We start from the raw sequence: 24,612 nt of genomic DNA, 5'->3' as shown, positions 1-24,612 counted from the left end.
AATGATTGAAATATCCTAATTTAGACACTTTTTAGCTAAAAATAATATTAAAAAACTAAAATAAACATTTTTTAAGGAAGTAATTATGAATATTTTATTGCTTGAAGATGATTATTTATATGCTACTAGTATTTGTGAATATTTGCAAGATTTAGGATTTAGCGTTGATGTTTTTAGTGATGGCGACTTAGCCTGTAAAACTATCGCAAATAAATTTTATCATCTTTATATACTTGATATAAAAGTAATAAATACTAATGGCTTTGATGTATTAAGTTATATAAAAAGCTTAAATATTACTAACCCTATTATGATGATGACTTCAAGAACTGATATAGCAAGTATTAAAAAAGGATATGAACTAGGCTGCAATGAATACCTTAAAAAACCTTTTGAACTAGATGAATTAAAATATAGAATTAAAGAATTATTAAAACAATTTTTTAACACTCAAAGTAATGATACAATCACAATTTCAGGCGAGTTTGTATATGATTATATTTCTAAAAGTCTTAGCAAAAATAAAACTCTAATAGAGCTTACTAGTAAAGAAATCACATTGATTGAATATTTGTTAAGCAATAAATCAAGTTATGTAAATGTAAGCAGTATTTATGAATACGTATGGGGGGGGGCAAATGAAGAATTTGAAACCAATGGCTCAAGCGATGTAAGAGTATATGTAAAAAGAATTAGAGCAAAAACTTGCGATGATTTTATAATATCATCTAGAGGACTTGGCTATAAAATCAATGTCTAAGCAAACAATACTATTAACCCTTATAGCTTTAGTCATATCAATGTTAGCTATAAATATATTGAAATTAAGTGTAGCTAATGATAAAAACTCTACGCTATTAGAACTAGCAAGTTATATAAATAAGGATTTAAATAACTTAAAAGATATAAAAATATGTATTTTCAATAATGAAGAAATTTTAAAATGCGAACTTGATATAAACTATATAAAAGATGATTTTATATATAAAACTCATAATTCTTTGCTTTATTACAAATTCCAAAAACAAATAAACAATACAACATACAATGTGGTGCTATCAAAACCTTGCGTTTATAATAAAAGCATAATCAATGCTGCTATAGTGTTTGGTGGGGGAACTTTTATATTATTTGTTTTAATTTACTTAGTTTATAAAAACAATATCAAAAGTTTAATTTGGTATAAAAACACTATGAATACATTTTTTTATGATGCAATGCACGAGTTAAAAACGCCATTGGGTATAGCCTTATTAAATGCTGATATGTTAGAAAGTAATAAATATCAAAAAAGAATTAAAGCAGCACTAAATCAGATGAAAACAACATATGATGATGTAGGATTTTATATAGAAAATCCAAATGCTAAATACCCACTAAAAAATATTAATTTTTCTAATTTTTTAAAAACAAGAATTGATTTTTTTAATAGTATTGCTAGTATGAAAAGTGTGGAATTTCATTTAGAAATCACTAATGATTTATATGTATTAATCAGCGAAGTAGAGTTACTAAGAATTGTAGATAATAATATTTCAAATGCAATTAAATATACAAAAGTTAATTCTAAAATTACAATATCTTTAAACCAATCAAATGAAAAAATAATTTTTATAATACAAGATGAAGGAATTGGCATAAAAGATACAAAAAGAATTTGGCATAGATATGCTAGAGAAGATTTAGCTAAAGGTGGATTTGGCTTAGGTCTTAATATAGTAAGAAATATTTGCAAAAAATACGATATTGTATATGAAGCATTTAATTACGAAAAAGGAGCAATTTTTAAATACTCTTTTAAATCATAATTTTTTAATTTAATCTTAATTTAAAAACTAAAAAATATAATTAATTAACTTAAAATCTTAACTAAAGGTATATAATGAAAAAAGTTATCATATCACTACTTGTAATATCTAATCTTTATTCTTATGAATATACAAATAAAGTTCATCCTTTCGGAATGTATTTTGGAACTCAAAACCATAAACAACATACAGATATAGATTTAGCTGATTGCGTTATAAATAATACAAGAAATAATGATAAGGGCAGAAGTGCTTGTTTTCAACTTTATCAAATCTTTAACATAGATGATCATTTTAATAGAACTGATGCGGAAGAAGAGCAAAGAATTATTGTAAATTGGGGATTTAATTGGGATTATGCTTGGGCTAAACTAGATTATCAAAATAGCATTGTGAAAAAATTTGGCTATTTTCAAGGCAATCAATCATCTCATCATACCGATTCAAGAAGATTTAGAGAAAATGTATTTTGCGTAAATTACGAAGATAATGCAGCGGGAACTAATTATAATCCTAATAATTATGATGATTTTATTTCTCATCAAAACTCAAAACCTAAAAAGTTAGATAGTGTAAAAAATACTGAAATTACTTTTCCAATGAAATCTTATTTTTATGATGAATCGTATATTCAAGATGTGTTTAAAGAATTTGAAGTTAATACAACAGGCAAAATCATACTTTTAGCAAGTAGCAATAATGATTCAATTTTTAGCTATTTTTTAAGCGAACAATTACTAAATAATGAAAAAAACTCAAATGCTTATAGATTTGCAAATACTTATCTAGGCTATCAGCACGGCTCAAGCACAACTTCTGATAGCGAAAACGCATACAATGATTTTGTAAGATTTATGAAAAGCAAAGGTTGTAGATTAAATCCTGACCAAGGATTTGCTAGCGGAATACCTTTAACGCTAGATGAGAACGAAGTAGGTGCGACATTAACTGATAATGCTTATTATACAAATGATGAATGTGCTAAATATTCAGAACAATTTTTCTTAAAAAATAATGCCTTGTATTCTCCTAAAGAATTTTTAAAAGGTAATGCTAAATGGGGATTTTTAAATAATCAATATTTCGCACAAAATAAATCAGGACTAAGCAAATGCTACACATTTAATATGGAATATTACGATGGATATTACTTTTCTAGCAATGGATATTACAATGAAAAAAGTCAGTGGAAATCAAACGAATATAAAACCTATGATATAAAAGCTTTAAGGCTTAGGAATTTCGTTTATAACAACAATCAAGCACTTGCAAATGCTAAATATATTCAAAGATTTTCTCCTTACATAGATACAACACAAGAAAGAAGTATTTATAGTATTCATAAAACTAGAGATGGAGCAATAGGCGAAAAAGCAATATATAAAGAAATCAAAAATTCAAAAGATTGTATAATCAAAGTTGCACCTGGATTATTTGATATACGAAAAGAATGTAAGAATTCAAAATACAAACAAAACGGCATAAGAGAAAGAGCTGGAATTATGCCTAAAGATATAGGTAATCAAGAAAATATAAGCACAAAAATCTTTAGCCTACATTTAAGACCAACTTCATTAAAAGAAGAATATAAATACTATAAAGATAATATGAAAAAATACACAGCAAGTCCAGGTGATTTATACGCTCATTTAAAAAATCCAAAATATTTTACATCTACAGATATTGTAAATTGGGGTAAAAATTATGGAGATGGGAAATTCCCTGCTGATACAATTGTAGGCATTTATAAAAATAAGCCTGAAATTAATGCTAATTTTAAATTCTTATTCTATCCTGATGCAAATAGCACTAAATTTAGTTTAATTTCAAAAGATTTAAATCCAGCAGGCAGTGCAAAAGTAGGAGATAAAACATATCCTATATTTAATAAAATTCCTGAAGTTCATATAACTCCATTTTATAATGGTCAAAACTTAGAAAAAAGATATGATTATACAAAGACTAAAGATGGAAATTATATAAAATGTTGTGATAAAGATTTAAGCAAATATTATGTAGATTTAAGAGTTCAAATTAGCACTTTAGCAAAAAATGGAAATGATTACACTATAAAATCAAAGCAGCCAAGTGTGATTTATTATGAATTAGATTTAGATTACGCTAATTCAGAAAACTTAGAATACTTCATAAGAGAACTTAGCTTTAAATTAAAAGAACCATCGTTAATAGAAATTACAACAGAAAGAATTTACGATAACGATAAAAGACCTATGTTTGAAGTAGATAGTAAAAATATCATAAAAGGCGTTAGTGAGACTGCAGCATTTATTTTAACAGATGAAGAAATAGTGCAAAAACAACACTATTTTGGAAGTATTTGGAAGATATTAAATAGAAAACCTAGTCTAGGAGAAGATTTAAGACCTAGTATTAAAGATTTAAATGATAAAAAAGCAAAAATAGCTAATGATACATATACAAGAATGGTTGGAGATAATGTATATATAGGTTTTGTTCATGCAGCTGATAAAACTAGAATTAGTTTCTTTTCTAATACTGCAAGTGTAAATCACGATGATGGAAGAGCTACTAAGGTTTTAATATACGATAAAGATGATTTTAGAGTAAATCCTGATAATCAAATGATGGGAGATTTTATAATTGAATTTATCAATATAACTCCAGGTCGCCACGATATTTGCTATACTCAAAAAGATATGCAAGGTAAATTATTAACCCCTACTCCAATATGCAAAAACTTTATGGTAAGACCAGCTGAAATAAAAATAAATGATTTTGTTACTAAAGCAGGAGAAGGATTAAAAAAACCTTTACCAACTACTCTTAAAGCAAGTGTATTAGATACTCAAGATAGAAAATTAAGTCTTAACTCAAATATAGGAATCAAAGAAGCTAAATTAAAAGTTACAAATAGCAAAGGTAGTTTTTATACATTTGATTTAGAAACAAGTGCTTATAACAAAATTAGCCAACTAAATCCTATTAATTTTAAACGCAATAATAAAGATTATAGTTTTGATATGGTAATTGCTTATCCTTTTGCTGGAAGTGGAATTATTGAGTTTAAAGACAATGATTTTGTAGGAAGTGATATTACTAATAAAAAATGTGAAAATACTGGATTTTCAAATACAATCAACGCTAATGGAAAAATATCTTGCCATATATTAATTAAGCCTATTAATGCTGATTTTACTAGCTCATCTACTACGAATTTAAATAATATAAAAACATCTGATGGTTTATCTGATGCTGTTTTATTTTCTGATGAAGTTGTAGGACAAAGCGAAGCTGATTTGGGTAAATGTTCTGGTATAAATTGTGATTTTACACATTCACTAAATATACCTGTAAATATAGAAAATAAAGGCTCAAGTTCTGCTAATAGTTTAGAATATGTATATAAGTATTTTCCTAGCGATATTGATATAGATTTTGATTTAAATTTCTTAGATAATAACGATACTCAAGCTAGTAGTAGATATAGAATTTATACAAATAAATTAAGTATTAAAAATATGAATATCACAAATCAAAAAATCAAAATGACTTTAAGTGCTAGCAATACTACACTAAATGCAATTTTTGATTCAAAAATGCAAAATTTAGATAACGAAGTCAATAAAAATTTAAATACTCTAAGTAGCGTTGCTAAAAAATACGAAGCAAGTCCTGATGATTTAGAATTTATTACAAAAATAGGCTATACAAAATTCCAAAAAACAAATGACTTAGCACCTAGTAAAGACATTTTAAATAAGCCTGATGTAAATGAATTTAATCTTGATACTACAAGTAGCATAACAATAGATAAAGGAACTCCTGTTAATTTTACAAAAAATTATCCATTTATTTTTGCTTATGCAATGTATAAAGATACTAAAGCAGATGCGGGTAAAAAATATAAAAAATTATTACCGAGTGATTTAAAATTAAAATATATAAATACAACTGGTAAAATTAGCGAATTATACACAAGCACAACTACTAGCGGGCATTATTATCTAAAACCAATTGCTGATATTATTAATAATATTTCTTTTACAAGTGATTATAATTCTAATATCAAAAAACTTACCGATGGAAGTATTGAACTTGAATTATCAAGTGATAAAAAAACTAATGAATATATAAAAGATTTAATTAGAATGCACTCAAATAGCGAAATTAGTGCAAAAGAAAGCTTTAGCGTAGAATACACTAAATAATTTTTTAGGAATTTAAAATAAATCAAATTATTTTAAATTCCTTTTAATTTTTAATATAAAAATGCCTTTTTATAATTCTTACTATTTTTTAAGTTTGTATGTTTATAATTTTAGCTTTATTTTTTACAAGGAGATTTTTTGGACCCCAGTTATACGGCATTAATGCTGTTTTTAGCATTGTTTTGTGTTTTTTTAAATGGATTTTTTGTATTATCTGAGTTTAGTATTGTCAAGATTAGAAAAAGTAAGTTAGAAGAATTTGTAAATCAAAAAAGAGCTAATTCAAAACTAGCTTTAGAAATGTATAAAAATTTAGATACTTATTTATCAGCTACTCAATTAGGTATTACTTTAAGTTCTTTGGCTCTTGGTTGGTTAGGAGAAAGTTCTGTCGCTGTTTTATTAAATAAAATTCTATCAAGCTTTGATGTAAATCCTATAGCAATACATAGTATTTCTGTTGCTATTTCTTTTATATTAATTACACTACTTCATGTAGTTTTAGGAGAAATCGTTCCAAAAAGTATAGCAATTGCAAAAACTGAAAGCATAGTTTTATGGATAGCAAGACCACTTTATTTATTTAGAATAATTTTTGCGCCTTTCATAGTTACATTTGATTTCTTATCTTTATCTATATTAAAAATATTAAGAATAAAAACAAACGAGCACGCAGCTCACTCTGAAGAAGAAATTAAATTCATAGCAAGCGAAAGTCAAAAAAGTGGCGTTTTAGACGAATTTGAAACCGAACTTATACAAAATGCTGTTGATTTTAGTGATATTGTAGCGAAAGAAATAATGACTCCTAGAAGAGATATGATTTGCTTAAATAAAGTTAATTCATACGAAGAAAATATAAAAATAGTTCATGATTATAAACACACTAGATTTCCTTTTATAGATGCTAGTAAAGACAATGTCTTAGGTATGATTCATATTAGAGATTTATTAGATAATCAAAATAAAGATTTAAATGAATGTGTAAGAAAAGTTCTATTTGTCCCAGAAAATATTAGTATTTCAAAGGTTCTTGTTCAAATGAATAAAGAGCAAATTCATACAGCTATAGTAATTGATGAATATGGTGGAACAGCTGGGCTTTTAACTATGGAAGACATTATTGAAGAACTTGTTGGAGATATAAACGATGAGCATGATAAAAAAGAACAAGATTTCAGAAAAATTAACGATAATGTTTATATAGTAAATGGAAGACTAGATATTGAAAGTGTTGAAGAAATTCTAGATATTAAATATGATGATGAATTGGAAGAACTTACAATTGGTGGTTATGTCTTTAATCGTTTAGGACATGTTCCAAGTGAAAAAGAAAGATGTGAAGATGAGCATTGTTATTATGAAATAAAACAAATGCAATCAAATAGTATAAAATACTTAAAAATAATCAAAAAAACAAAGGAAAAACTATGAATAAATATAGATTAATTACTAGAAGTGATATGGATGGACTTGTATGTGCTGTTTTGCTTAAACATATGGATTTAATAAGTGATATTAAATTCGTTCATCCAAAAGATATGCAAGATGGAACAATAGAAATTACAAATAATGATATTGTTACAAACTTACCATATTGTCCTAATGCTTATTTAGTGTTTGACCATCATGAAAGCGAAAGTATTAGAAACGGAAAAGCAGATAATCATATAATTATTCCAGATGCACCAAGTGCTGCTAGAGTTGTTTATGATTATTATGAAAAACAAGGCGTAAAATTTCCTGAAGAATGGCACGATATGATGGTAGCTGTTGATAAAGCAGATAGCGCTCAATTTTTAATGGAAGATGTACTTGAGCCTAAAGGTTGGGAATTCTTAAGCTTTTTAATGGATAGTAGAACTGGACTTGGTAGATTTCACGATTTTAGGATAAGCAATTATAACCTTATGATGGATTTAATTGATTATTGTAAAAATCATAAAATTGATGATATTATGAAATTACCTGATGTGGTAGAAAGAAGCGATTTATACATTAAATATGAAAAAGAATTTAAAGAACAACTAAAAAGATGCTCTAAAGTTTATAAAAACCTTGTTGTTTTAGATTTAAGCAAAGAAGAAATCATTTATCCAGGTAATCGCTTTATGATTTATGCACTTTATCCTGAATGCAATATATCAATTCATAAAATCTTAGGATTTAGAGGTCAAAATATGGTTTATGCGACAGGTAAAAGTATATTTAATAGAACTAGCAAAACAAACATAGGTGAGCTAATGTTAAAATACGGCGGTGGCGGACACGAAGCTGCTGGGACTTGTCAAGTTGCTCACGAAAATGCAGATATTGTATTAAATGAATTAATCGCTAAAATTAACGCTGATGGTTAATCTTTCTTACTCGTTTTAAATTCTTATATTTAAAACGAGTTTTCTAATAAAAATCAAAAAAATATAAAAACTATAAAAAATAAAATCGGAAAAATTATTTGAAGTTATGAAATGGTGCTTAGGGGGAGACTCGAACTCCCGACCTCCGGCTTATGAGACCAGCGCTCTAGCCAGCTGAGCTACCTAAGCGTGAATAAAAAAAGCAAATTATATATATTTTTGCTTAAAATTTTATAAAATTAAAAATATTTCTAATAAATTGCGTATTAAACTTGCTAACTATGCTATTTAAAAACTAATTTTGCTATATTTTTACACAAATACTAATATTTTTTTTGTTTTTTAGCTAAATATTGTTTTTTTATTGTAAAATAGGGCTTTTAATCAATATTAAGGAGTTTTAGATGACTAAAGCAGATTTTATTTCATTAGTTGCTGAAAAAGCAGAAATTACTAAAAAAGATGCTACAACTGCAGTAAATGCTGTATTTGAAGCACTAGCTGAGTCTTTAGAAAAAGGCGAATCAATTCCATTTAATGGTTTTGGAACTTTCTCAACAACTGATAGAGCAGAAAGAACAGCAAGAGTTCCAAGCACAGGTAAAGAAATTAAAGTTCCAGCAACTAAAGTTGTTAAATTCAAAGTTAGCAGCGTGTTAAAAGAAAAAGTTGCTGCAACAGCTTGCAAAACTGGTAAATGTGGTAAGAAAAAGAAATAATTACCCAATTTAGTGGCGTTTTTAAATGCCACTAAATATATATTTTTTTAGTATAAATACTCAACGCTTTTAATTCTTTTTTCCCAATTTTATAATAAATATATTTTAGGTAGTTTTTAATATCATCATTACTAATTTTTCTTGTATTTGAATAATAATCTAAAATATAATTAGGTATTTTTATTCTTTGATTTGCAGTTAGATTTTTTCTTATAAAAGGTTTTAAAATTCTTTTTGCACTATTATGATTTTTAATACTTGAAAACCTTGCAAACATAAAAGGCAATTTAGTTAATTCATACCATTTTTCGCACATATCAATGTATTTTTCTTTATTATTTACATATTCTTTTAGTGCCTTATCTCCAATAATTACTTTACCATTTAATTTTAAAACCTTAGCTAAAGCATTTGAAGTGGCTGATTCTTTATCATTTTGTGCATTTGAGTTCTTTTCAACTAATACACTTAATACCTTTTTGTTAGCGCAAATTCCTATATTTAAATTCTTATATTTTGACCTTTTACTTTCAATACTAGAAATAATTGCGCAATCTAATCTTTTTTCTTTCAATGCTTTATTTAATTTTGCAGGAACATCTTTTTTATACTCTATGCTTTTTTTTACATAGCTTGGTAATTTTGAGCTTTTTAAATAAAAATGCAGTGGTAATAAATTAATATAATCAATCTTTCCGAATATCATTTTTACTCCTAAATAAAAATAAAAATGCCACTAATATAACTAAATAATGCAATGTTTCAGGAATTTTCACACTTAAAGAATAATGAAATGCCGCTAGTAAAAACACAAAATTAGAATAATTTAAATACTTTTTATAAAACATTAAAATCATAAAAATAAATGCAATTAATCCTAAAAGATTTCTTATTGCAATAGTATTTGTAAATAATATTTTTATATTAAATTGATTATCTACTATAACAAAATTTAAAAAATGCAATATTGCAAAAAATCCAGCTAATTTACCAAAAAACTTTATAAAAACTAAGAATTTATTAGGTAAAGCAATACTTAAAAATAAAGATATTAAAGCAAGTTGCCCACTTGCTTTATAAATATCTTTTACATAATCATATCCTAATAAAACAGATGATATAAAATACCCAAAAGACACTAAAACTAAAAGAATTTTAATTACAATAATCATTAAAAATTCTTTCTTAAATCTAAATCTTTATATAAATACCCAACTTCTTCTTCATAACCATTAAATAATTGTGTATCTTCTTTAAAAAAGCTACCTAAAACCCTATGCGATGCTTGAGACCATCTAGGATGTGGGACATTTGGATTAACATTTGCATAAAAGCCGTATTCATTAGGATTATATTTTTCCCAAGAGCTAACAGGTTGTTCTTTAGTAAATTCAATTTTAGCAATTGATTTAATATATTTAAAACCATATTTCCAAGGAACAACTAAGCGAATTGGAGCTCCATTTTGAGCTTTTAATTTTTCTTTATAAAGTCCTGTTGCAAGTAATGTTAGCGGGTGCATTGCTTCATCTAATCTTAATCCTTCTACATAAGGATAATCCAATACTCCATTAAATCTTTGGTCAGGAAAAATATCAGGGTCATATAAACTTGTAAATTTAACAAATTTTGCTTCATTTGTTGGCTTTGCAAGATTAATCAATTCTCTTAATTCAAATCCTTGCCAAGGTAAATTCATACTCCAAGCTTCTACGCAGCGTAATTTATAAACCCTTTCAACAATTTTAAAAGCCGATAAATCAGTTAAGGTCATTGGGTTTTCACACAAACCACCTATCTCAATTGAAATAGCTTTATCATTTAAGCTTGATTTGCTAGCTAATCTTACACATTCGCTTTTATTCGTGCTAAACTCATAAAAATTAACATAATTATAAGCATATTCACTATCACTTGGAACTAAATCAAGATTAGTTTTTGCTAATTCTTCAGCTATTGCTTGGCTTGAAACTATAGTTCCTGCACCTAATTTTAAAAAATTTCTTCTATTTAAATAATAATTTTTATCTGTTACCATTTTTTCTCCTTATTAATTTTTAATTCTAGGTAAAAAAAATAAATACTTATTATGAAAAATCTGTTAAACTTCGCAAAAATTTAATTTAAAGGAAAAAGTATGGCAATTAAAGCTGATTACATCTGGATGGATGGACAAATTATTAACTTTGCTGATGCAAAAGTTCATTTTTTAACTCACTCATTACATTATGCTAACGCAGTATTTGAAGGAACAAGAGCTTATAAAACAGAAAATGGTATGGCTATTTTTAGATTGCAAGATCACACTAAAAGATTATTAGAAAGTGCAAAAATCACTGCAATTACTCCACCATTTTCGCAAAAAGAATTAGAAGATGCTCAAATTGAGTTATTAAGACGCAATAATTTTAATTCAAATACATATATTCGCCCTTTAATTTTCTTAGGCGATGGTATTATGGGAATTTATCATGCAAAAGCTCCTGTTAGAGTAGGTATTGCAGCTTGGGAATGGGGTGCTTATTTAGGAGAAGATGGACTTAATAAAGGTATTAAAGTATGTTGTTCATCATTAATGAGAAATAGCACAAAAGCAAATTTCAATAAAGCAAAAGCAAGTGCAAACTATCTAAACTCAATGATGGCTAAATATGAAGCTATTAATTCAGGTTTTGAAGAAGCTTTAATGTGTGATGAAGAAGGATTTATAGCAGAAGGCACAGGCGAGTGCTTTTTTATGGTTAAAAATGGCGTATTAATCACTCCACCAAATGATTATGCTCTAAAATCAATCACTCAAGATTCTGTTTTAAAAATTGCAAAAGATTTAGGTATTAGTGTAGAAAGAAGAAGAATTAGTAGAGATGAAGTTTATGTTTGTGATGAAGCATTCTTTACAGGAACAGCAGCTGAAATTACTCCTATTAATTCACTAGATCATAGAGTAATAGGAAATGGGGCTCGTGGAGAAATTACTAAAAAAATCCAAGATGCTTTCTTTGATATAGTATATGGAAGAAATGAAAAATACGCTTCTTGGCTAACTTATATTTAATTTTTTAGAGCGAATTATCGCTCTAAACTTTATAATATATAGAATCTAAAATAAGAATTTGATTTTAACTTTTAATTTTATTAACAATAAGACTATCTTTTATAAAATCTTTTTCTAATTATAAACTTATACAATGTAAAATGCTTTCTTTATCAATTAACAAGGAGTATAAATGCCAGCAGATTTGAATGATTATTTCAATAAAAACAAAAAAAATGACAATAAAAAAACAGATTTTAATATTGATTTTAATTTTAAAGGTTTTGGTAAATTTAACGGAGTAATAATTGCAGCTGTTGTTATATTTTTAATAGTAGTAATAGCTAAGCCATTTGTAGTTGTAAATTCAGGACAAGTAGGTATTAGATCAACTACTGGTAAGTATGATCCGATAGCTCTTCAACCTGGTTTTCACTTTATAATCCCGTATTTTCAAAAAGTTTTAATTGTAGACACTAAAGTAAGACAAATAAATTATGCTAGCGTTGAAGGTGCGAGTGAAAGAACTTATGGTAGAGAAAGCATAATCAATAAAGAATCAATCACGGTTGTTGATGCTAGAAACTTGCCTGTATCAGTAGATATAACAGTGCAATATCGCTTAGATGCAAGCAATGCACCTCAAACTATAGCTCAATGGGGGCTTGATTGGGAAAATAAAATTATAGACCCTGTTATTTTAGAAGTTGTAAGAAGTGTGGTTGGAAAATATACAGCTGAAGAATTACCTATAAAGCGTAATGAAATCGCTGCTTCAATTGAACTTGAATCAAGAAAAAGCATAGACGCTCAAGATAATAAACCTGTATTACTTGAGAGTGTAAAACTTCGTGGAATAATACTGCCAACGAATGTTAAAGAGCAAATTGAAAAAGTTCAAATAGCTAAACAAGAAGCAGAAAGAACAAAATATGAAGTTGAGCGTGCAAATCAAGAAGCACTTAAAAAAGCTGCACTTGCAGAAGGTATAGCAAAAGCTGCGATTATTGAAGCACAAGGTAAAGCAGATGCACAAAAAATAGAAGCAGATGCACAAGCTTATGCAAATAGAGAAATCGCAAAAAGTATAAGTAAAGAATTATTAGAATTAAAGCAAATTGAAACCCAAAAAGAATTTAACGAAGCTTTAAAGGTTAATAATGATGCTAAGATTTTCTTAACACCTGGCGGAGCTGTGCCTAATATTTGGCTAGATAATGCAAGCACAAAAAAGACAACCAGCCTTAATAATTAATGCAAAAATTATTAGATACTATTCATTTTTATCTAGCGAATTTCTATGCCCAAGATTTAATTCTTCTTGGGCTTTGTTTTTTATTTTTTATAGTGATTTTAATTCTTGCGATTTTTTTAAGAAAATTTCCAACTTTCTCAATATTTTTAATCATAGTAGGTATTGTTTTAGAATTTGTATTGTTTTTTATTGGAGAAAACTATATAAATGCTACATATCGTCCAGCAGAACTTGAAATAATCAAAAATAATAAATTAATTTTCAGCGATAATATATATTTAGATTTTAAATTACATAACAAATCTCAAAGAGATTTTAAAATATGCAAAATTAAATTCAATATAAAAAAAATCAGCAAAAATAACTTAGAACTAATCAAAAATACCTTAAAACCATTAAAAACAACAGAAATTATTTTAAAAGATATTCCAAAAAATTCATACGAAAAATCTTATTTATTAATACCTAGTAATGTTAAAAAATATACAATTGATACTTTAATTACTTGTTTTTAGGAGATATTTATGTATTTATCGCAATTTCATATCTTTGTAATATTTGCAGCTTTTGTAGTTTATATATTTTCACAATTTTTAATTATTTATTTTTTTAAAGAAAAAAACAAACTTTATACCTTTTCTTTTACACTCATAATTTTTGTATTGATTTTTGGATATTCAACTCTTCTTACCATAGATAGCTTTTTAAAAAGTGTAGAATTAAGAAATCAAAAAGACTATAAATCAGCAAATGAAGTAGTAATTAGTGGTCAAATATATAATAATGGAAAAGTCCCTGTAAAAACCTGTGAATTAAATATTGGAATAATAAACCTTGGTATTAAAAAAGTAGATGGAAGTATATTTGATTTAAGCAAAGGCTTTGACCCATTAAAACTTAATAAAATTCGCAATTTTTACTCTCACGATTTTAAAATAGAAGGGATTATCAATGAAAACGCATCAAAAAGCTTTAAAGTAAGTGTCCCTTATCCAAAACATTTTGAAGATTATAAATTAAGATATATTTTAAATTGCAAGTAATTTCTTGTGATTTAATATTTTTTTATTATCTTAACTAGCGTTAATAATACTTGCCACGAATATAAAATAAATATTTTTGATTCTAAATTTTAAAAATAAAATATTAGATTTAAATTCTTTTAAAATATTTTTGAAATTAAATAAATAATTTATATTTTTTTAACTTGTGAATTTATTAATTTTTAGCTTTTTTTGTTTTATCAAATAACTAATTTTATAAGAAATCCCCTAAAGTGGGGCAATATTCTCTAACCTTAATTTTCCCATACTTTGTAAAAGAACTAAAATAAAAAATCATTATAAATATCCTTGATTAATGCCTAATTATCAGCAAATAATTTTAATACAATAAATTTTTTAGAAAATGCCAAGCAAAAGTTAAATTTCACTACTAAAACGCCTATTTCATCATAAAAATTTTTAATTTGCTTAGCATTTTCTGATTTTAAGAAATCTTTAAAGTCTAAAAAGCCCATAATTAGGGCTTTTAAATCTTAAACAAAAATAAATTTTAGAAAATGCCAAGCAAAAATTCACAAAAACCCATAAAATTAAAATATTTAAGCTGATTTTAAGCCTAAAACTAGGTAAATGCGAAATGATAAAATGGGGTTTAGCATACCAAATTAATTTCTTTTAAAATTTCAATAGGATTAATTAATTTAAATTAATAATGCAATGAATAAATTGGGTTAAAAGATAAAATTCTAATTTTAAATTTCATAGTATTTTAAAAAGCCTATAAATTATTATTCAAAAAAATATATAAATTGTAATGCTAAAAATCAAGTAATAAAATAGAAATTTTATGAGTTTTAATGACAAAATATGATATTTCGGCAAGAATTTAATTAAAAATTTTAGTTTTTAAAATCCTAATTAAAATTCTTATAATTTTATAAATTATATCTATATTTGCAGCCAAAAAAATCAAAACAAGGCTCTTCATCAATAGCTCTATTGGTATTGCCACAATTGTCTATTTCTATGCTAGATTTTAATTGATGAGTTATGTTAGCACTATCTGTTCTGGTATATAAAAACTCTAAATATCCATTATTTATCTTAAATCCTTCATTAAAAAATACAATATCAAAACTATAAGGAGTAGATAAAAATAATGGTTTTTTTAATAGTTTTGGTAAGTTTGCTAAATAGTTTTTAGTGTTTATTTTGTGTTGTTGTAATTTTTCTAAATCAAATAATTTTAAATCATTAAATTCCTTAACCTCATCAAGGATATAAAAATAAATCCTGTCTTTTTAATACTTATTAGCTATATTTTTATAATAAACTATAGTTTTACCTAAAAAATCATTAGTAGCTATTCTTAAAAGCTCGTCTTTACTTAAAATCTTATTTTCTTTTACACAATATCCTTGCAAGTCTTTTTCATAATTGCTTTTAAAAACATAACTAAAATTATTAAAACTAGAATAATCAACCACAGGTCTAATAAAAAGCATTTCAAAACTAATAATTATTAGGCTAATGATTAAAAAAGTTTTGAATTTTAGTTTTTTATTTTTTTTGATAAATAATAAAAATAAGATTGTAAAAATCGCTAAAGATATTAAAGGAAAAGTAGCATAAAGATTTTTAAAGGCTTTCCATATAAAATAAAAAACCCATAAATTACTGAAAGAAAAATTACAATAGCAAATAATATAATTAATAAAATTTCCATAATTACTCCCTTAAATTAGGGAGCTTTTTATCTATCATCGTCAAGTTTAAAATTATTAACAAAATCAGCATTATTAATAGTTTCAACACTTCTTCCGCCAAAACCTATATGAGATTGCGGAATTTCTTCTAGCATTACCACTATTCTCTCACGCTTTTTGCCTAATTTTGTTTCAAAATAATTTGTTAAATCACTTATTATTTCTTCGCATTTTTCTTTATTTGGCATTGGTGCTGCTAATTTTACATTAATTATTGGCATTTATTCTCCTTTGTAGATTTTTTTAAGATTGCTTATTTTAGCAGATGAATTTAACATTAAAAAATCAGCTATTATAAAACTTAGCATAGCTTTTAAGACAACAGCTCCACGAACACCTACGCAAGGATCGTGCCTTCCATAAATTGCATCTTTTATTAGGCTAAAGTCTTTATTTAACATAGTTTGTTCTTTAAAAATTGATGGAGTTGGCTTAAAATGAGCTTTAATATAAATACTCTCTCCTGTGCTAATTCCACCGATAATTCCACCACTAAAATTATGTCTAGTATGTAAAAATAAAGGCTTATTAATATTAGTTTTTGCTACTTTAAATGACTTAAAATTAGGGCTTTGTTTTAAAATAGAGCTATTTTGATTTTGCATTAATTCATCATTGCTAACACCTAAAATCTCATCATTTGCAAAAGAGCCATTCATTGAGCTAAGCTTTCTTCCTGCTCCAATTTCAACGCACTTTACAGCATTTAATCCCATAAACGCACTAGCAATTCTAGCATCTAATTTATCATAAAGACCATCTCCAAGCCCTGCCATTACGCCAAATGCTGCTACGCTAACACTTGCACCTACGCTATCATTGTTATTCTTTGCCTTTGTGATTTCGTCTTTAAATAATTCTTTAAATAAATCATCACCTAAAGCATTAAAATCTTTTTCTAAAGCCCTTTTATACTCTTCTTCACTGAATTTAAACTCATCTAAACTAACACCACCTACCCCACAAATACTAGCATAAGTTCTAATGTTAAATTCTTTTAATATTAAATCAGCAAAAGCACCTGCAATAACCCTTGCTACGCTTTCTCTAGCACTACTTCTACCACCGCCACGATAATCAAAATGCTCGTATTTTGCATAATATGTAAAATCAGCGTGTGCAGGGCGTAAATGCTCTTTATAATCTTTACTTCTTGTATTATTATTTTCTACTAGCACACAAATTGGAGCACCTGTGCTAATATCATTAAATACTCCACTAATAATATTAACTTCATCAGCTTCTTTTCTAGGAGTGCTAAACGCTCCACCACCTTGTCTTAATTTAAGCAAGGAATTTATATAATCAGTATCAATTCTAACCCCTGCAGGATAGTTATCAATAACCACTCCAATTGCTTTCCCGTGACTTTCTCCAAAAGTGCTAAATTTTAAAAATGTTCCAAAACTATTCATCTTCTAACTTCTCTAACGCTAATTTAGCAGCACTTTGCTCTGCTTCTTTTTTGCTATTACCCATTGCTTTTGTAAATAATTCATCATTTAAAAAAAGCCCTATTTCAAATTCTTTTTTATGATCAGGCCCTTTTGTGTGTAAAATCCTATATTCAGGAGTTTGAGCCATTATTGCTTGGGTTTTTTCTTGTAATTTTGTTTTATAGTCTTTAATTAATTCTATATCAATCTTAGGAAAAACTTCATTTAATATCTTAGAGCCAACAGCACAAGCAATCTCATATCCACTTTCTAAATAAATTGCACCTATTATTGCTTCGTAAGCATCTGATAATAAGCTTGGTTTTTTTCTTCCGCCGTTATTTTCTTCAGATACTGATAATTGCAAAAACTCTCCAATTTCAAGATAACTAGCAATTTTTGCAAAAGACTTTTCATTCACTAAAGCTGCTCTTAATTTGCTTAAATCCCCTTCACTATAACGAGAAAAATCCTTGTATAAAATATTTGCTACTATCAAATCAAGCACAGCATCGCCTAAAAACTCAAGCCTTTCATTATGAGTTTTGCTAAAACTTTTATGAGTTAAAGCCTGATTTAATAGGGTTTCGTTTTTAAATTTATATCCTAGTTTTTCTTCAATTTTATGATATTTTGAAATTCTTTTTTCTAGCACTACATTAGCATTTATAGTGTTATTTTCATACTCAAGTGCCATACTTCTAGCTAGTTCATCACACATTTCATTGTATTTATCACCATTATGAGCTTTAACCCAAATTGCATTAATATCGTGGATTTTGCTAACTTCTAAATAACTCTTCCATAATTCAACATTTTTTTTGCCTTTAAAATCAGTCTTAACCCAACCACTAAGCCATTCATTAATACCCTTAACTACATATTGACTATCGCTATATAAATCAATCTTGCAAGGTTCTTTTAAGCTTTTTAAAGCGTTAATACAGGCACTTAATTCCATAATATTATTGGTTGTAAGCTTATCTCCGCCACTATCTTTAATGATTAAATCATTATCTATAATAATCCAAGCCCAACCCCCTGCTCCAGGATTTTTAAGGCAACTCCCATCAGTATAAATCGTTAATTTTTTCATATCCTTATCCTTAAATTAGCTTGCATTGTATCACACTTAAAACACTGCGAACAAAACGGAGTGTAAAAAATAGATTGTGATGAGCAATTTTTACATAAATAAAATTGACTGATATTATTTGGATTTATTGTTTCATCATCAATTTTAATTTCTTTAAAACTTTTAGTATTAAAGCTTTTATAATTATTTATAAATTCTAAATCTTTTTCATAATCTCCTAAAACGCACAAACATTTATAAACTTCTTTGCATTCATTGATTTCGTTTAATTTAAAATGAATATATCCAAGACATAGTAGTGCTAATTCATCTCTAGCACGAGATTTTAAAATCTTTAATAAATTTTGTTTAGCGTCGTTTAATAATCCAAGCCTTAAATCACAAACAGATAATAAGTATAATAAATCTTTATCATTTGCAAATTCGTTTAATAAATTAATCAAAACATATTTGCACTCTAAAAACATTGAAGCTTTAAAAAATCCATTAGCTAAATTAAGCCTTTCATCAAAACTTAAACTACTTAAATACTTAGGCTCAATTGCATTAAAATTAGCAAGATATTTTTTAATATTTTTATTAGTTTGATTTTCCTTTAAACTTGCAAAAATTATTTGAGCTAAAGCAATAATTAAAACAAGGCTAATTAAAACTAAAATTCCAAAAATAGGATTTCTATAATAGCTAAGTATTAAATCCACTAATATCCTTTAAATAAAATTAATTAATTATACATATAATACTTTTATGATTACAAACGAGAGCATTCAAAGATTAAAAGATAGCATTAACATTGTTGATTTGATTTCAAACTACATTCCCGTGCATAAAAATGGTGCGAATTATATGTGTGTATGTCCGTTTCACGCTGATAAAAATCCTAGTATGGCTGTTCGTGAAAATGAAGGATATTTTCATTGCTTTGGGTGTGGGGCGAATGGTGATGCTATTAGCTTTATGCAAAAATATCATAATTTAGAATTTATAGAAGCAGTAAAAGAATTAGCAAATATTTATGGCTTTATTTTAGAAGATGATAAAAAAACAAAAATTATTCAAAACAACGACGCTTGTAAAATACTCAACGAATATTATATAAGTGAATTAAATATCCGTGGGAATTTGATTGCCTATCTTGAAAAGCGAAAAATCACAAGGGATTTAAGAATTAAGTTTAATCTTGGCTATGCACCAAGTGCAAATGATACTTTAAGGATTTTGCAAAAATCAAATATAGCTTTAGAACAAGCATTAATAGAAGGGGTAGTTAAAAAAAACGATAATGGAATTTATCCATCTTTTATAGAAAGAATTACCTTTCCAATCTACGATAATACAGGTTATTTAGTAGGTTTTGGAGGACGCACATTAAATCCACAAAATCCTGCAAAATATGTAAATTCTCCCGCTTCAAAACTATTTGATAAAAGTAGTATATTTTACGCTTATCATCTAGCAAAAAATGATATTAATAAACACAAAAGAATGATAATTTGCGAAGGCTATATGGATACAATAAGTCTTCATAAAGCAGGACTTACATATTCAGTAGCAGTGCTAGGAACTGCACTAACAGAGCAACATTTAAAATTAATTAAAAAAGATTGTTTTGTATCTTTATGCTTTGATAAAGATGCAGCGGGAAATGCAGCTGCTTTTAAAGCGGGAGTTTTATTGAGTAAATTTGGCTACAACGCCGAAGTAATAAGGCTAAAAACATATAAAGACCCAGGCGAATACATTGAAAATAATGAAGAATTAAAGCTAAAAACCGAACTAAATAATACTATTAATATAATTAGTTTTTGTATTGAATATATATTTAAAAAAGAATTGAATTTAGATTATATAGACAAATTAAGCATAAGCAAAATTGAACCATTTTTAATCAAACAAGCATATTCAGCTGTGCTAAATTACACCAATACTATTGATAAATTTTTAGCCAATACTCATCTTAAAATATTTTGCGAAAATTATGGGCTTGATTTTGATTTATTAAACGGAATAAAAGCAAAAGTAATAGATAAAAAACCACAAGCTAAACAAACTCAAAGCAATTCTTTAGAAGATGCGATAATTTATTTTTTAGCTATTTCAAAAGCTAATTTTAATATTCTTATTTTAAGAGAATATTTTCATAATAATTTAATTGATGATGTATTAAATAAAAACTACGCAAATGCTAATATGCTAGAGTTTTTAAACAATATTCACCCTACTAAAAAAGTAGATAATATCTTAGTATTTTTTAATAATTTAGCCAATTATTACGCAAGTTGTAATATCCTAAACGCCTTGCTTTTTAAAAATTACGCTAAAGAATTAATAAAAAATCATAAATTAATTCATAGTAATGATGGTTTAAAAAAGGCTTATCATTGCCTAGTAGAACTAATAGCAAATCATAATAAGCAATTAAGCGATGATGAAAGAGCAAGGCTTAAAGATAATATAAGAAAATTAGGAGAATAAATGAAAGCATTAGCTTTATTTAGTGGTGGTCTTGATAGTATGTTATCAATCACTACCATTGCAAAGCAAGGAATAGAAGTTGAAGCTATTCACATTGATACAGGGTTTGGCGGAAAGAATTTCGCCCTTTTAGAGCGTCGTGCAAATATGGCTGGAGCTAGTTTTAGGGTTGTTGATATTAGTAGTAAATACTTGCAAGATGTATTGTTAAATCCAAAATATGGCTATGGAAAGGCTATTAATCCTTGCATTGATTGTCATGGGTATATGTTTAAAACTGCTCTTAGTATGTGTGATGATTTAGGTGCTTCTTTTGTAATTAGTGGAGAAGTGCTAGGTCAGCGTCCAATGAGCCAAAGAGCACAAGCATTAAATAGTGTTGCAAAACTTAGCGAAGATTTAAATAATATCATTTTACGCCCACTTAGTGCAAAATTACTAGCACCTACTATGCCTGAACTTAAAGGCTGGGTTGATAGAGAAAAATTATTTGATTTTAGTGGTAGGGGTAGAACTAGACAAATGGAACTTGCAAAAGTTTATGGTTATAGTGATTATGAAAGCCCTGCTGGTGGGTGTTTGCTAACCTTACAAGCATATAAAAACAAAATCCAAGATTATCTAAAATACAAAACGCTAGATAGTAAAAACGCTGAATTGTTAAGATATGGAAGGCATTTAAGACTGCCAAATGGTGCTAAAATGATAATTTCAAGAAATGAAGAAGAAGGTCTAAAAATCTTAAAATTATTAGATAATGAAGAAATAAAAATGAGCGAAATTAGAACCGATTTAATAGGTGCTATTTCTTTACTTGATAATGACGCTAGTTTAGAAGATATTAAACTTGCTTGTTCTTTAGCACTTGCATATGCAAAAAATCCTACTAATAAAGATTGTGAATTTATGCAAAATAATTATTTTGCTAATGCACTTAGCAAAGATGATGCTCAAAAATACTTTATAGTTTGATGAAATTCTTATTTGAAATTCTAGAATTTAAAATAAGAATTTCAAATTCTAAGATTTTATATAAGTATCAAAATAACTTAATTTTAAACATAAATAAAATCATAAAACTAGACTTTTATATCTAAGATTTTGTTATTTACTAAATCTTCTACCACACTAATACTTAAGTCAATTTCTACACTATTTGCAATCGCATTTGCACTTTTGCCTAATTTTTCTAAGATTTTATTATCATCGCTTGTAAGTGAATTTAAACCTTGTTGTTTGATTTTTTGAGTTATTTGCATAAGTTTTGCTAAAAGCTCGGCTTGTTCTAATTCTTTTTCTTTTTGCTTGTTTTTGATTTCTTCGGTACTTTGACCTTCTTTTGCAAAATAAGAAATTGACCTTTGAAATTCATTTTGATAGCGTTTTATATCTGTATTTTTCTCTTTTAATTCACTTTTATAATCTTGTTCTTCGCTAATATTTTCAAAATTAATCTCAGCAAAACTCAAAACCCCATCAAAATCCCTATCACTAGATATTACACTATCTAAATACTCGCTAATACTTGTGCCAATTTCTAAAGTTAATTTATCATATGTTTTAGTATTTATAAATCTTTCATCACTTAATTTATTTACTACATAAATATATCCATTAAACTCGCCATAAACCCCAACTTCAAGCCTTGCATTACTTAATTCATCATTATTTATCCTACCATCTTGATTGCTATCAGCTTTTGCAAGTCCTAAATCATAAGCAATTGTTTTAAACCAGCTTGAGACAAAATTAGCAGCATTACCATTTAAAATAAGCTTATCATCACTTAAGATAAAATCAGCTTTATCAAAATGAGCCATTAATTTTTCAATAGTATTTTTACTAAGATTAACTCCTTGAGTATTATTATCAAAACTAAAAACAACATTTATATTGTCTTTATCACTTGTTTTTAAAGCATAATTTTGATTTGTTATATCATCTTTTATAGCATTAATTTGCTCTTGATTTAAATTGTGAAAATTACTCAAATTCGCCTTATGATAGCTAGTATCAAATACTTTTGAAATATCAACATCAAAACCACTAATTCTCATAAAATCTCCTAATATCAAACCTTAATATCAATTAATTTTGTATCGCTTAAATCTTTTTTAAATTCTTTCGTAAAATCTATAAAATCTCCTAACTTATCATTACTAATTAAATCTTTTAATTTATCTTCGCTTATTTTTAATTCATTACTTATGTTTTGGATATTAAATTTTTGTAATATTTCTTTTTCGTTATTATCTAAAGATTGTGATTTTTTAAGTTTTTCAATTATATTATTAAGTTTAATTTGTTCTTCTGTTTCTTTATTTAATTCTTCAGTTATATTAGTATTTATTTTTTTGTGTGAAATTGTCATAAAAGGTAGATTATCTAAAAATACTCCATATTCATAAACAATATCTTTAAAATCATATTTTTCAGCAATTGTTATATAACCATCAAGATTTTTATCCATACTAATAGTTTCATCAAGTATTGTGCTAATATCAGTTGATTGTTTATTATTAACAGTCAAAATACTTGGAACATAACTTGCAACTTTAGTAGCTTGTCCTGAACCATCTTTAGTTGGCTCTATATATAAAGCAAATGCATAGATAGTATAATCAATTTCTTTTTTATCTACTTCTCCATCGTTATTTCTATCGGCTGCTAAAAAATTACTCTTATACGCTACATCGCTAAACCACCCAGCGACAAAACTTGCTGCGTCTTTATCTAAAATAATTCCTTTATTAGTATCAATAAAATTATCTTCATTAAAAAATTCTTTTAATCTATTAATATTCTTGTCACTAAGTTTTACTCCGATATTACTTTCATCAAATTTAAAAAATACATTGTAATTTTGCTCTTTACTTGTCTTAATCTCAAAATTATTTTTATTTATATTATCTTTTAAATTGCTAATATCTTTAGTATTTAATTCTTTAGTTTTAACATTATCAGCCCAAGACATTGCTATATTTTTTACTTGCGAGATATCTATTTTCATAAGTTTTCCTTAATACTTTTACTGAAGTAATTTAGTAAAAGTATATTAATTTATATTTTAATATCTTGGCAATCTAGGTGGTTTCCAGCCTTCTTTTTGTGGCATTACTCTATCTCTTGCTGAAGAATTAAAAGCTGAACCCCAAGCACCTGACCAAGTAAGAAAGCTATAACCATTTGTATAACTATACCAAGAATACGCACTTACATTCGTAATAAAAGCTAAAATAGCTAAAACTGCTTTTTTCATTGAAAATCTACTTTCATTAATGATTTGAATTATTATAATTTGATTTTAATTAATACTATTATTATTTTATTTAATGTTTTGATATATTGTAACTTTTAGTAATAATTAATTAAAAATAAAAAATTACACCTTAATATCAATTAATTTTGTATCGCTTAAATCTTTTTTAAATTCTTTCGTAAAATCTATAAAATCTCCTAGCTTATCACTACT

The 24,612-nt window shown here is 26.5% G+C and carries 24 protein-coding genes, 1 tRNA gene and 1 pseudogene; 12 read left to right on the top strand and 14 right to left on the bottom strand.

Going from position 1 to position 24,612, the window contains the following annotated elements:
* Nucleotides 1-85 precede the first annotated feature (85 nt).
* The 5 genes from AVBRAN12640_RS08515 to AVBRAN12640_RS08495 all read left to right on the top strand — a co-directional run bounded on the left by AVBRAN12640_RS08515 (nucleotide 86) and on the right by AVBRAN12640_RS08495 (nucleotide 8,355).
* Nucleotides 86-760 (top strand): response regulator transcription factor, encoded by a 675-nt coding sequence (locus AVBRAN12640_RS08515; protein WP_214118730.1) that lies wholly within the window; start codon nucleotides 86-88, stop codon nucleotides 758-760.
* A gap of 40 nt (nucleotides 761-800) precedes the next feature.
* Nucleotides 801-1,808: a sensor histidine kinase gene (locus AVBRAN12640_RS08510; RefSeq protein WP_239803009.1), complete on the top strand. Its 1,008-nt coding sequence runs from the start codon at nucleotides 801-803 to the stop codon at nucleotides 1,806-1,808.
* Nucleotides 1,809-1,882: 74 nt separating this feature from the next.
* Nucleotides 1,883-5,998 (top strand): hypothetical protein, encoded by a 4,116-nt coding sequence (locus tag AVBRAN12640_RS08505; RefSeq protein WP_336608983.1) that lies wholly within the window; start codon nucleotides 1,883-1,885, stop codon nucleotides 5,996-5,998.
* 162 nt (nucleotides 5,999-6,160) lie between these two features.
* A complete protein-coding gene (locus tag AVBRAN12640_RS08500) occupies nucleotides 6,161-7,432 on the top strand; it encodes a hemolysin family protein (protein ID WP_214118732.1) in 1,272 nt (423 codons plus the stop codon).
* Nucleotides 7,429-8,355 (top strand): exopolyphosphatase, encoded by a 927-nt coding sequence (locus AVBRAN12640_RS08495; protein WP_214118727.1) that lies wholly within the window; start codon nucleotides 7,429-7,431, stop codon nucleotides 8,353-8,355. The genes AVBRAN12640_RS08500 and AVBRAN12640_RS08495 overlap by 4 nt, the downstream gene beginning before the upstream one ends.
* Before the next feature lie 112 nt (nucleotides 8,356-8,467).
* Here the strand turns inward: AVBRAN12640_RS08495 and AVBRAN12640_RS08490 are convergent.
* Nucleotides 8,468-8,544: transfer RNA gene (locus tag AVBRAN12640_RS08490), tRNA-Met, on the bottom strand.
* 215 nt (nucleotides 8,545-8,759) lie between these two features.
* Here AVBRAN12640_RS08490 and AVBRAN12640_RS08485 point away from each other — a divergent pair.
* Nucleotides 8,760-9,074, top strand: coding sequence for an HU family DNA-binding protein (locus tag AVBRAN12640_RS08485; protein WP_214118724.1), 315 nt, complete (start codon nucleotides 8,760-8,762; stop codon nucleotides 9,072-9,074).
* A 31-nt stretch (nucleotides 9,075-9,105) separates the two neighbouring features.
* Here the strand turns inward: AVBRAN12640_RS08485 and AVBRAN12640_RS08480 are convergent, their stop codons facing one another.
* From AVBRAN12640_RS08480 to msrP, 3 genes are read right to left on the bottom strand one after another with little or no spacing between them, the layout of a single operon-like run.
* Nucleotides 9,106-9,780, bottom strand: coding sequence for an MqnA/MqnD/SBP family protein (locus AVBRAN12640_RS08480; protein WP_214150241.1), 675 nt, complete (start codon nucleotides 9,778-9,780; stop codon nucleotides 9,106-9,108).
* Nucleotides 9,761-10,246, bottom strand: coding sequence for a hypothetical protein (locus AVBRAN12640_RS08475; RefSeq protein WP_336608984.1), 486 nt, complete (start codon nucleotides 10,244-10,246; stop codon nucleotides 9,761-9,763). Before AVBRAN12640_RS08475 ends, AVBRAN12640_RS08480 begins: the two co-directional genes overlap by 20 nt.
* Nucleotides 10,246-11,112, bottom strand: coding sequence for a protein-methionine-sulfoxide reductase catalytic subunit MsrP (msrP, locus tag AVBRAN12640_RS08470; RefSeq protein ID WP_214120302.1), 867 nt, complete (start codon nucleotides 11,110-11,112; stop codon nucleotides 10,246-10,248). The genes AVBRAN12640_RS08475 and msrP overlap by 1 nt, the downstream gene beginning before the upstream one ends.
* A gap of 99 nt (nucleotides 11,113-11,211) precedes the next feature.
* Here msrP and AVBRAN12640_RS08465 point away from each other — a divergent pair, with 99 nt between their 5' ends.
* The 4 genes from AVBRAN12640_RS08465 (at nucleotide 11,212) to AVBRAN12640_RS08450 (ending at nucleotide 14,406) form a co-directional block, all read left to right on the top strand.
* Nucleotides 11,212-12,129: a branched-chain-amino-acid transaminase gene (locus AVBRAN12640_RS08465; RefSeq protein ID WP_214118718.1), complete on the top strand. Its 918-nt coding sequence runs from the start codon at nucleotides 11,212-11,214 to the stop codon at nucleotides 12,127-12,129.
* A gap of 172 nt (nucleotides 12,130-12,301) precedes the next feature.
* Nucleotides 12,302-13,363 carry an SPFH domain-containing protein gene (locus AVBRAN12640_RS08460; protein WP_214118716.1) on the top strand — a complete coding sequence of 354 codons (1,062 nt, stop codon included), beginning with the start codon at nucleotides 12,302-12,304 and terminating at the stop codon, nucleotides 13,361-13,363.
* Nucleotides 13,363-13,878: a DUF2393 family protein gene (locus AVBRAN12640_RS08455; RefSeq protein WP_336608985.1), complete on the top strand. Its 516-nt coding sequence runs from the start codon at nucleotides 13,363-13,365 to the stop codon at nucleotides 13,876-13,878. Before AVBRAN12640_RS08460 ends, AVBRAN12640_RS08455 begins: the two co-directional genes overlap by 1 nt.
* 9 nt (nucleotides 13,879-13,887) lie before the next feature.
* Nucleotides 13,888-14,406 carry a DUF2393 family protein gene (locus tag AVBRAN12640_RS08450; protein ID WP_214118712.1) on the top strand — a complete coding sequence of 173 codons (519 nt, stop codon included), beginning with the start codon at nucleotides 13,888-13,890 and terminating at the stop codon, nucleotides 14,404-14,406.
* Between the two features lie 320 nt (nucleotides 14,407-14,726).
* Here AVBRAN12640_RS08450 and AVBRAN12640_RS08445 read toward each other — a convergent pair whose 3' ends face one another.
* The 7 genes and pseudogenes from AVBRAN12640_RS08445 to AVBRAN12640_RS08415 form a co-directional block, all read right to left on the bottom strand.
* Nucleotides 14,727-14,882: a hypothetical protein gene (locus tag AVBRAN12640_RS08445; RefSeq protein ID WP_336608986.1), complete on the bottom strand. Its 156-nt coding sequence runs from the start codon at nucleotides 14,880-14,882 to the stop codon at nucleotides 14,727-14,729.
* A 786-nt stretch (nucleotides 14,883-15,668) separates the two neighbouring features.
* A complete protein-coding gene (locus tag AVBRAN12640_RS08440; RefSeq protein WP_336608987.1) occupies nucleotides 15,669-15,872 on the bottom strand; it encodes a hypothetical protein in 204 nt (67 codons plus the stop codon).
* Between the two features lie 248 nt (nucleotides 15,873-16,120).
* Nucleotides 16,121-16,354, bottom strand: a complete 234-nt coding sequence (locus AVBRAN12640_RS08435) for a tautomerase family protein (protein WP_214118708.1) — start codon at nucleotides 16,352-16,354, stop codon at nucleotides 16,121-16,123.
* Complete coding sequence (gene aroC / locus AVBRAN12640_RS08430) at nucleotides 16,355-17,548, bottom strand: chorismate synthase (RefSeq protein WP_214118706.1); 1,194 nt, start codon at nucleotides 17,546-17,548, stop codon at nucleotides 16,355-16,357.
* Nucleotides 17,541-18,209, bottom strand: a complete 669-nt coding sequence (rnc, locus tag AVBRAN12640_RS08425; protein ID WP_336607624.1) for a ribonuclease III — start codon at nucleotides 18,207-18,209, stop codon at nucleotides 17,541-17,543. Before rnc ends, aroC begins: the two co-directional genes overlap by 8 nt.
* Nucleotides 18,210-18,275: 66 nt before the next feature.
* A pseudogene (rnhA, locus tag AVBRAN12640_RS08420) lies at nucleotides 18,276-18,665 on the bottom strand (ribonuclease HI); the annotation flags it as partial.
* Nucleotides 18,662-19,366: a tetratricopeptide repeat protein gene (locus AVBRAN12640_RS08415; protein ID WP_214118702.1), complete on the bottom strand. Its 705-nt coding sequence runs from the start codon at nucleotides 19,364-19,366 to the stop codon at nucleotides 18,662-18,664. The gene AVBRAN12640_RS08415 and the pseudogene rnhA, both read right to left, overlap by 4 nt.
* A 46-nt stretch (nucleotides 19,367-19,412) precedes the next feature.
* Between AVBRAN12640_RS08415 and dnaG the strand changes: the two genes are divergently transcribed.
* Both dnaG and AVBRAN12640_RS08405 read left to right on the top strand, forming a co-directional pair.
* On the top strand, nucleotides 19,413-21,140 hold the full coding sequence (dnaG, locus tag AVBRAN12640_RS08410; protein ID WP_239803014.1) for a DNA primase: 1,728 nt from the start codon (nucleotides 19,413-19,415) through the stop codon (nucleotides 21,138-21,140).
* On the top strand, nucleotides 21,141-22,112 hold the full coding sequence (locus AVBRAN12640_RS08405) for an argininosuccinate synthase domain-containing protein (protein WP_214118699.1): 972 nt from the start codon (nucleotides 21,141-21,143) through the stop codon (nucleotides 22,110-22,112).
* 107 nt (nucleotides 22,113-22,219) lie between these two features.
* Here AVBRAN12640_RS08405 and AVBRAN12640_RS08400 read toward each other — a convergent pair whose 3' ends face one another.
* From AVBRAN12640_RS08400 to AVBRAN12640_RS08390, 3 genes are read right to left on the bottom strand one after another with little or no spacing between them, the layout of a single operon-like run.
* On the bottom strand, nucleotides 22,220-23,197 hold the full coding sequence (locus AVBRAN12640_RS08400; protein ID WP_336608988.1) for a hypothetical protein: 978 nt from the start codon (nucleotides 23,195-23,197) through the stop codon (nucleotides 22,220-22,222).
* A 14-nt stretch (nucleotides 23,198-23,211) separates the two neighbouring features.
* Nucleotides 23,212-24,150, bottom strand: a complete 939-nt coding sequence (locus tag AVBRAN12640_RS08395; protein ID WP_336612989.1) for a hypothetical protein — start codon at nucleotides 24,148-24,150, stop codon at nucleotides 23,212-23,214.
* A gap of 57 nt (nucleotides 24,151-24,207) precedes the next feature.
* Complete coding sequence (locus tag AVBRAN12640_RS08390) at nucleotides 24,208-24,399, bottom strand: hypothetical protein (RefSeq protein WP_239803016.1); 192 nt, start codon at nucleotides 24,397-24,399, stop codon at nucleotides 24,208-24,210.
* Between the last annotated feature and the right edge of the window lie 213 nt (nucleotides 24,400-24,612).

The organism is Campylobacter sp. RM12640, assembly GCF_020137595.1.
GTDB lineage: Bacteria > Campylobacterota > Campylobacteria > Campylobacterales > Campylobacteraceae > Campylobacter_E.
The sequence above is the reverse complement of the archived record's forward strand: the minus strand, read 5'-3'. Positions and strand labels throughout refer to the sequence as shown.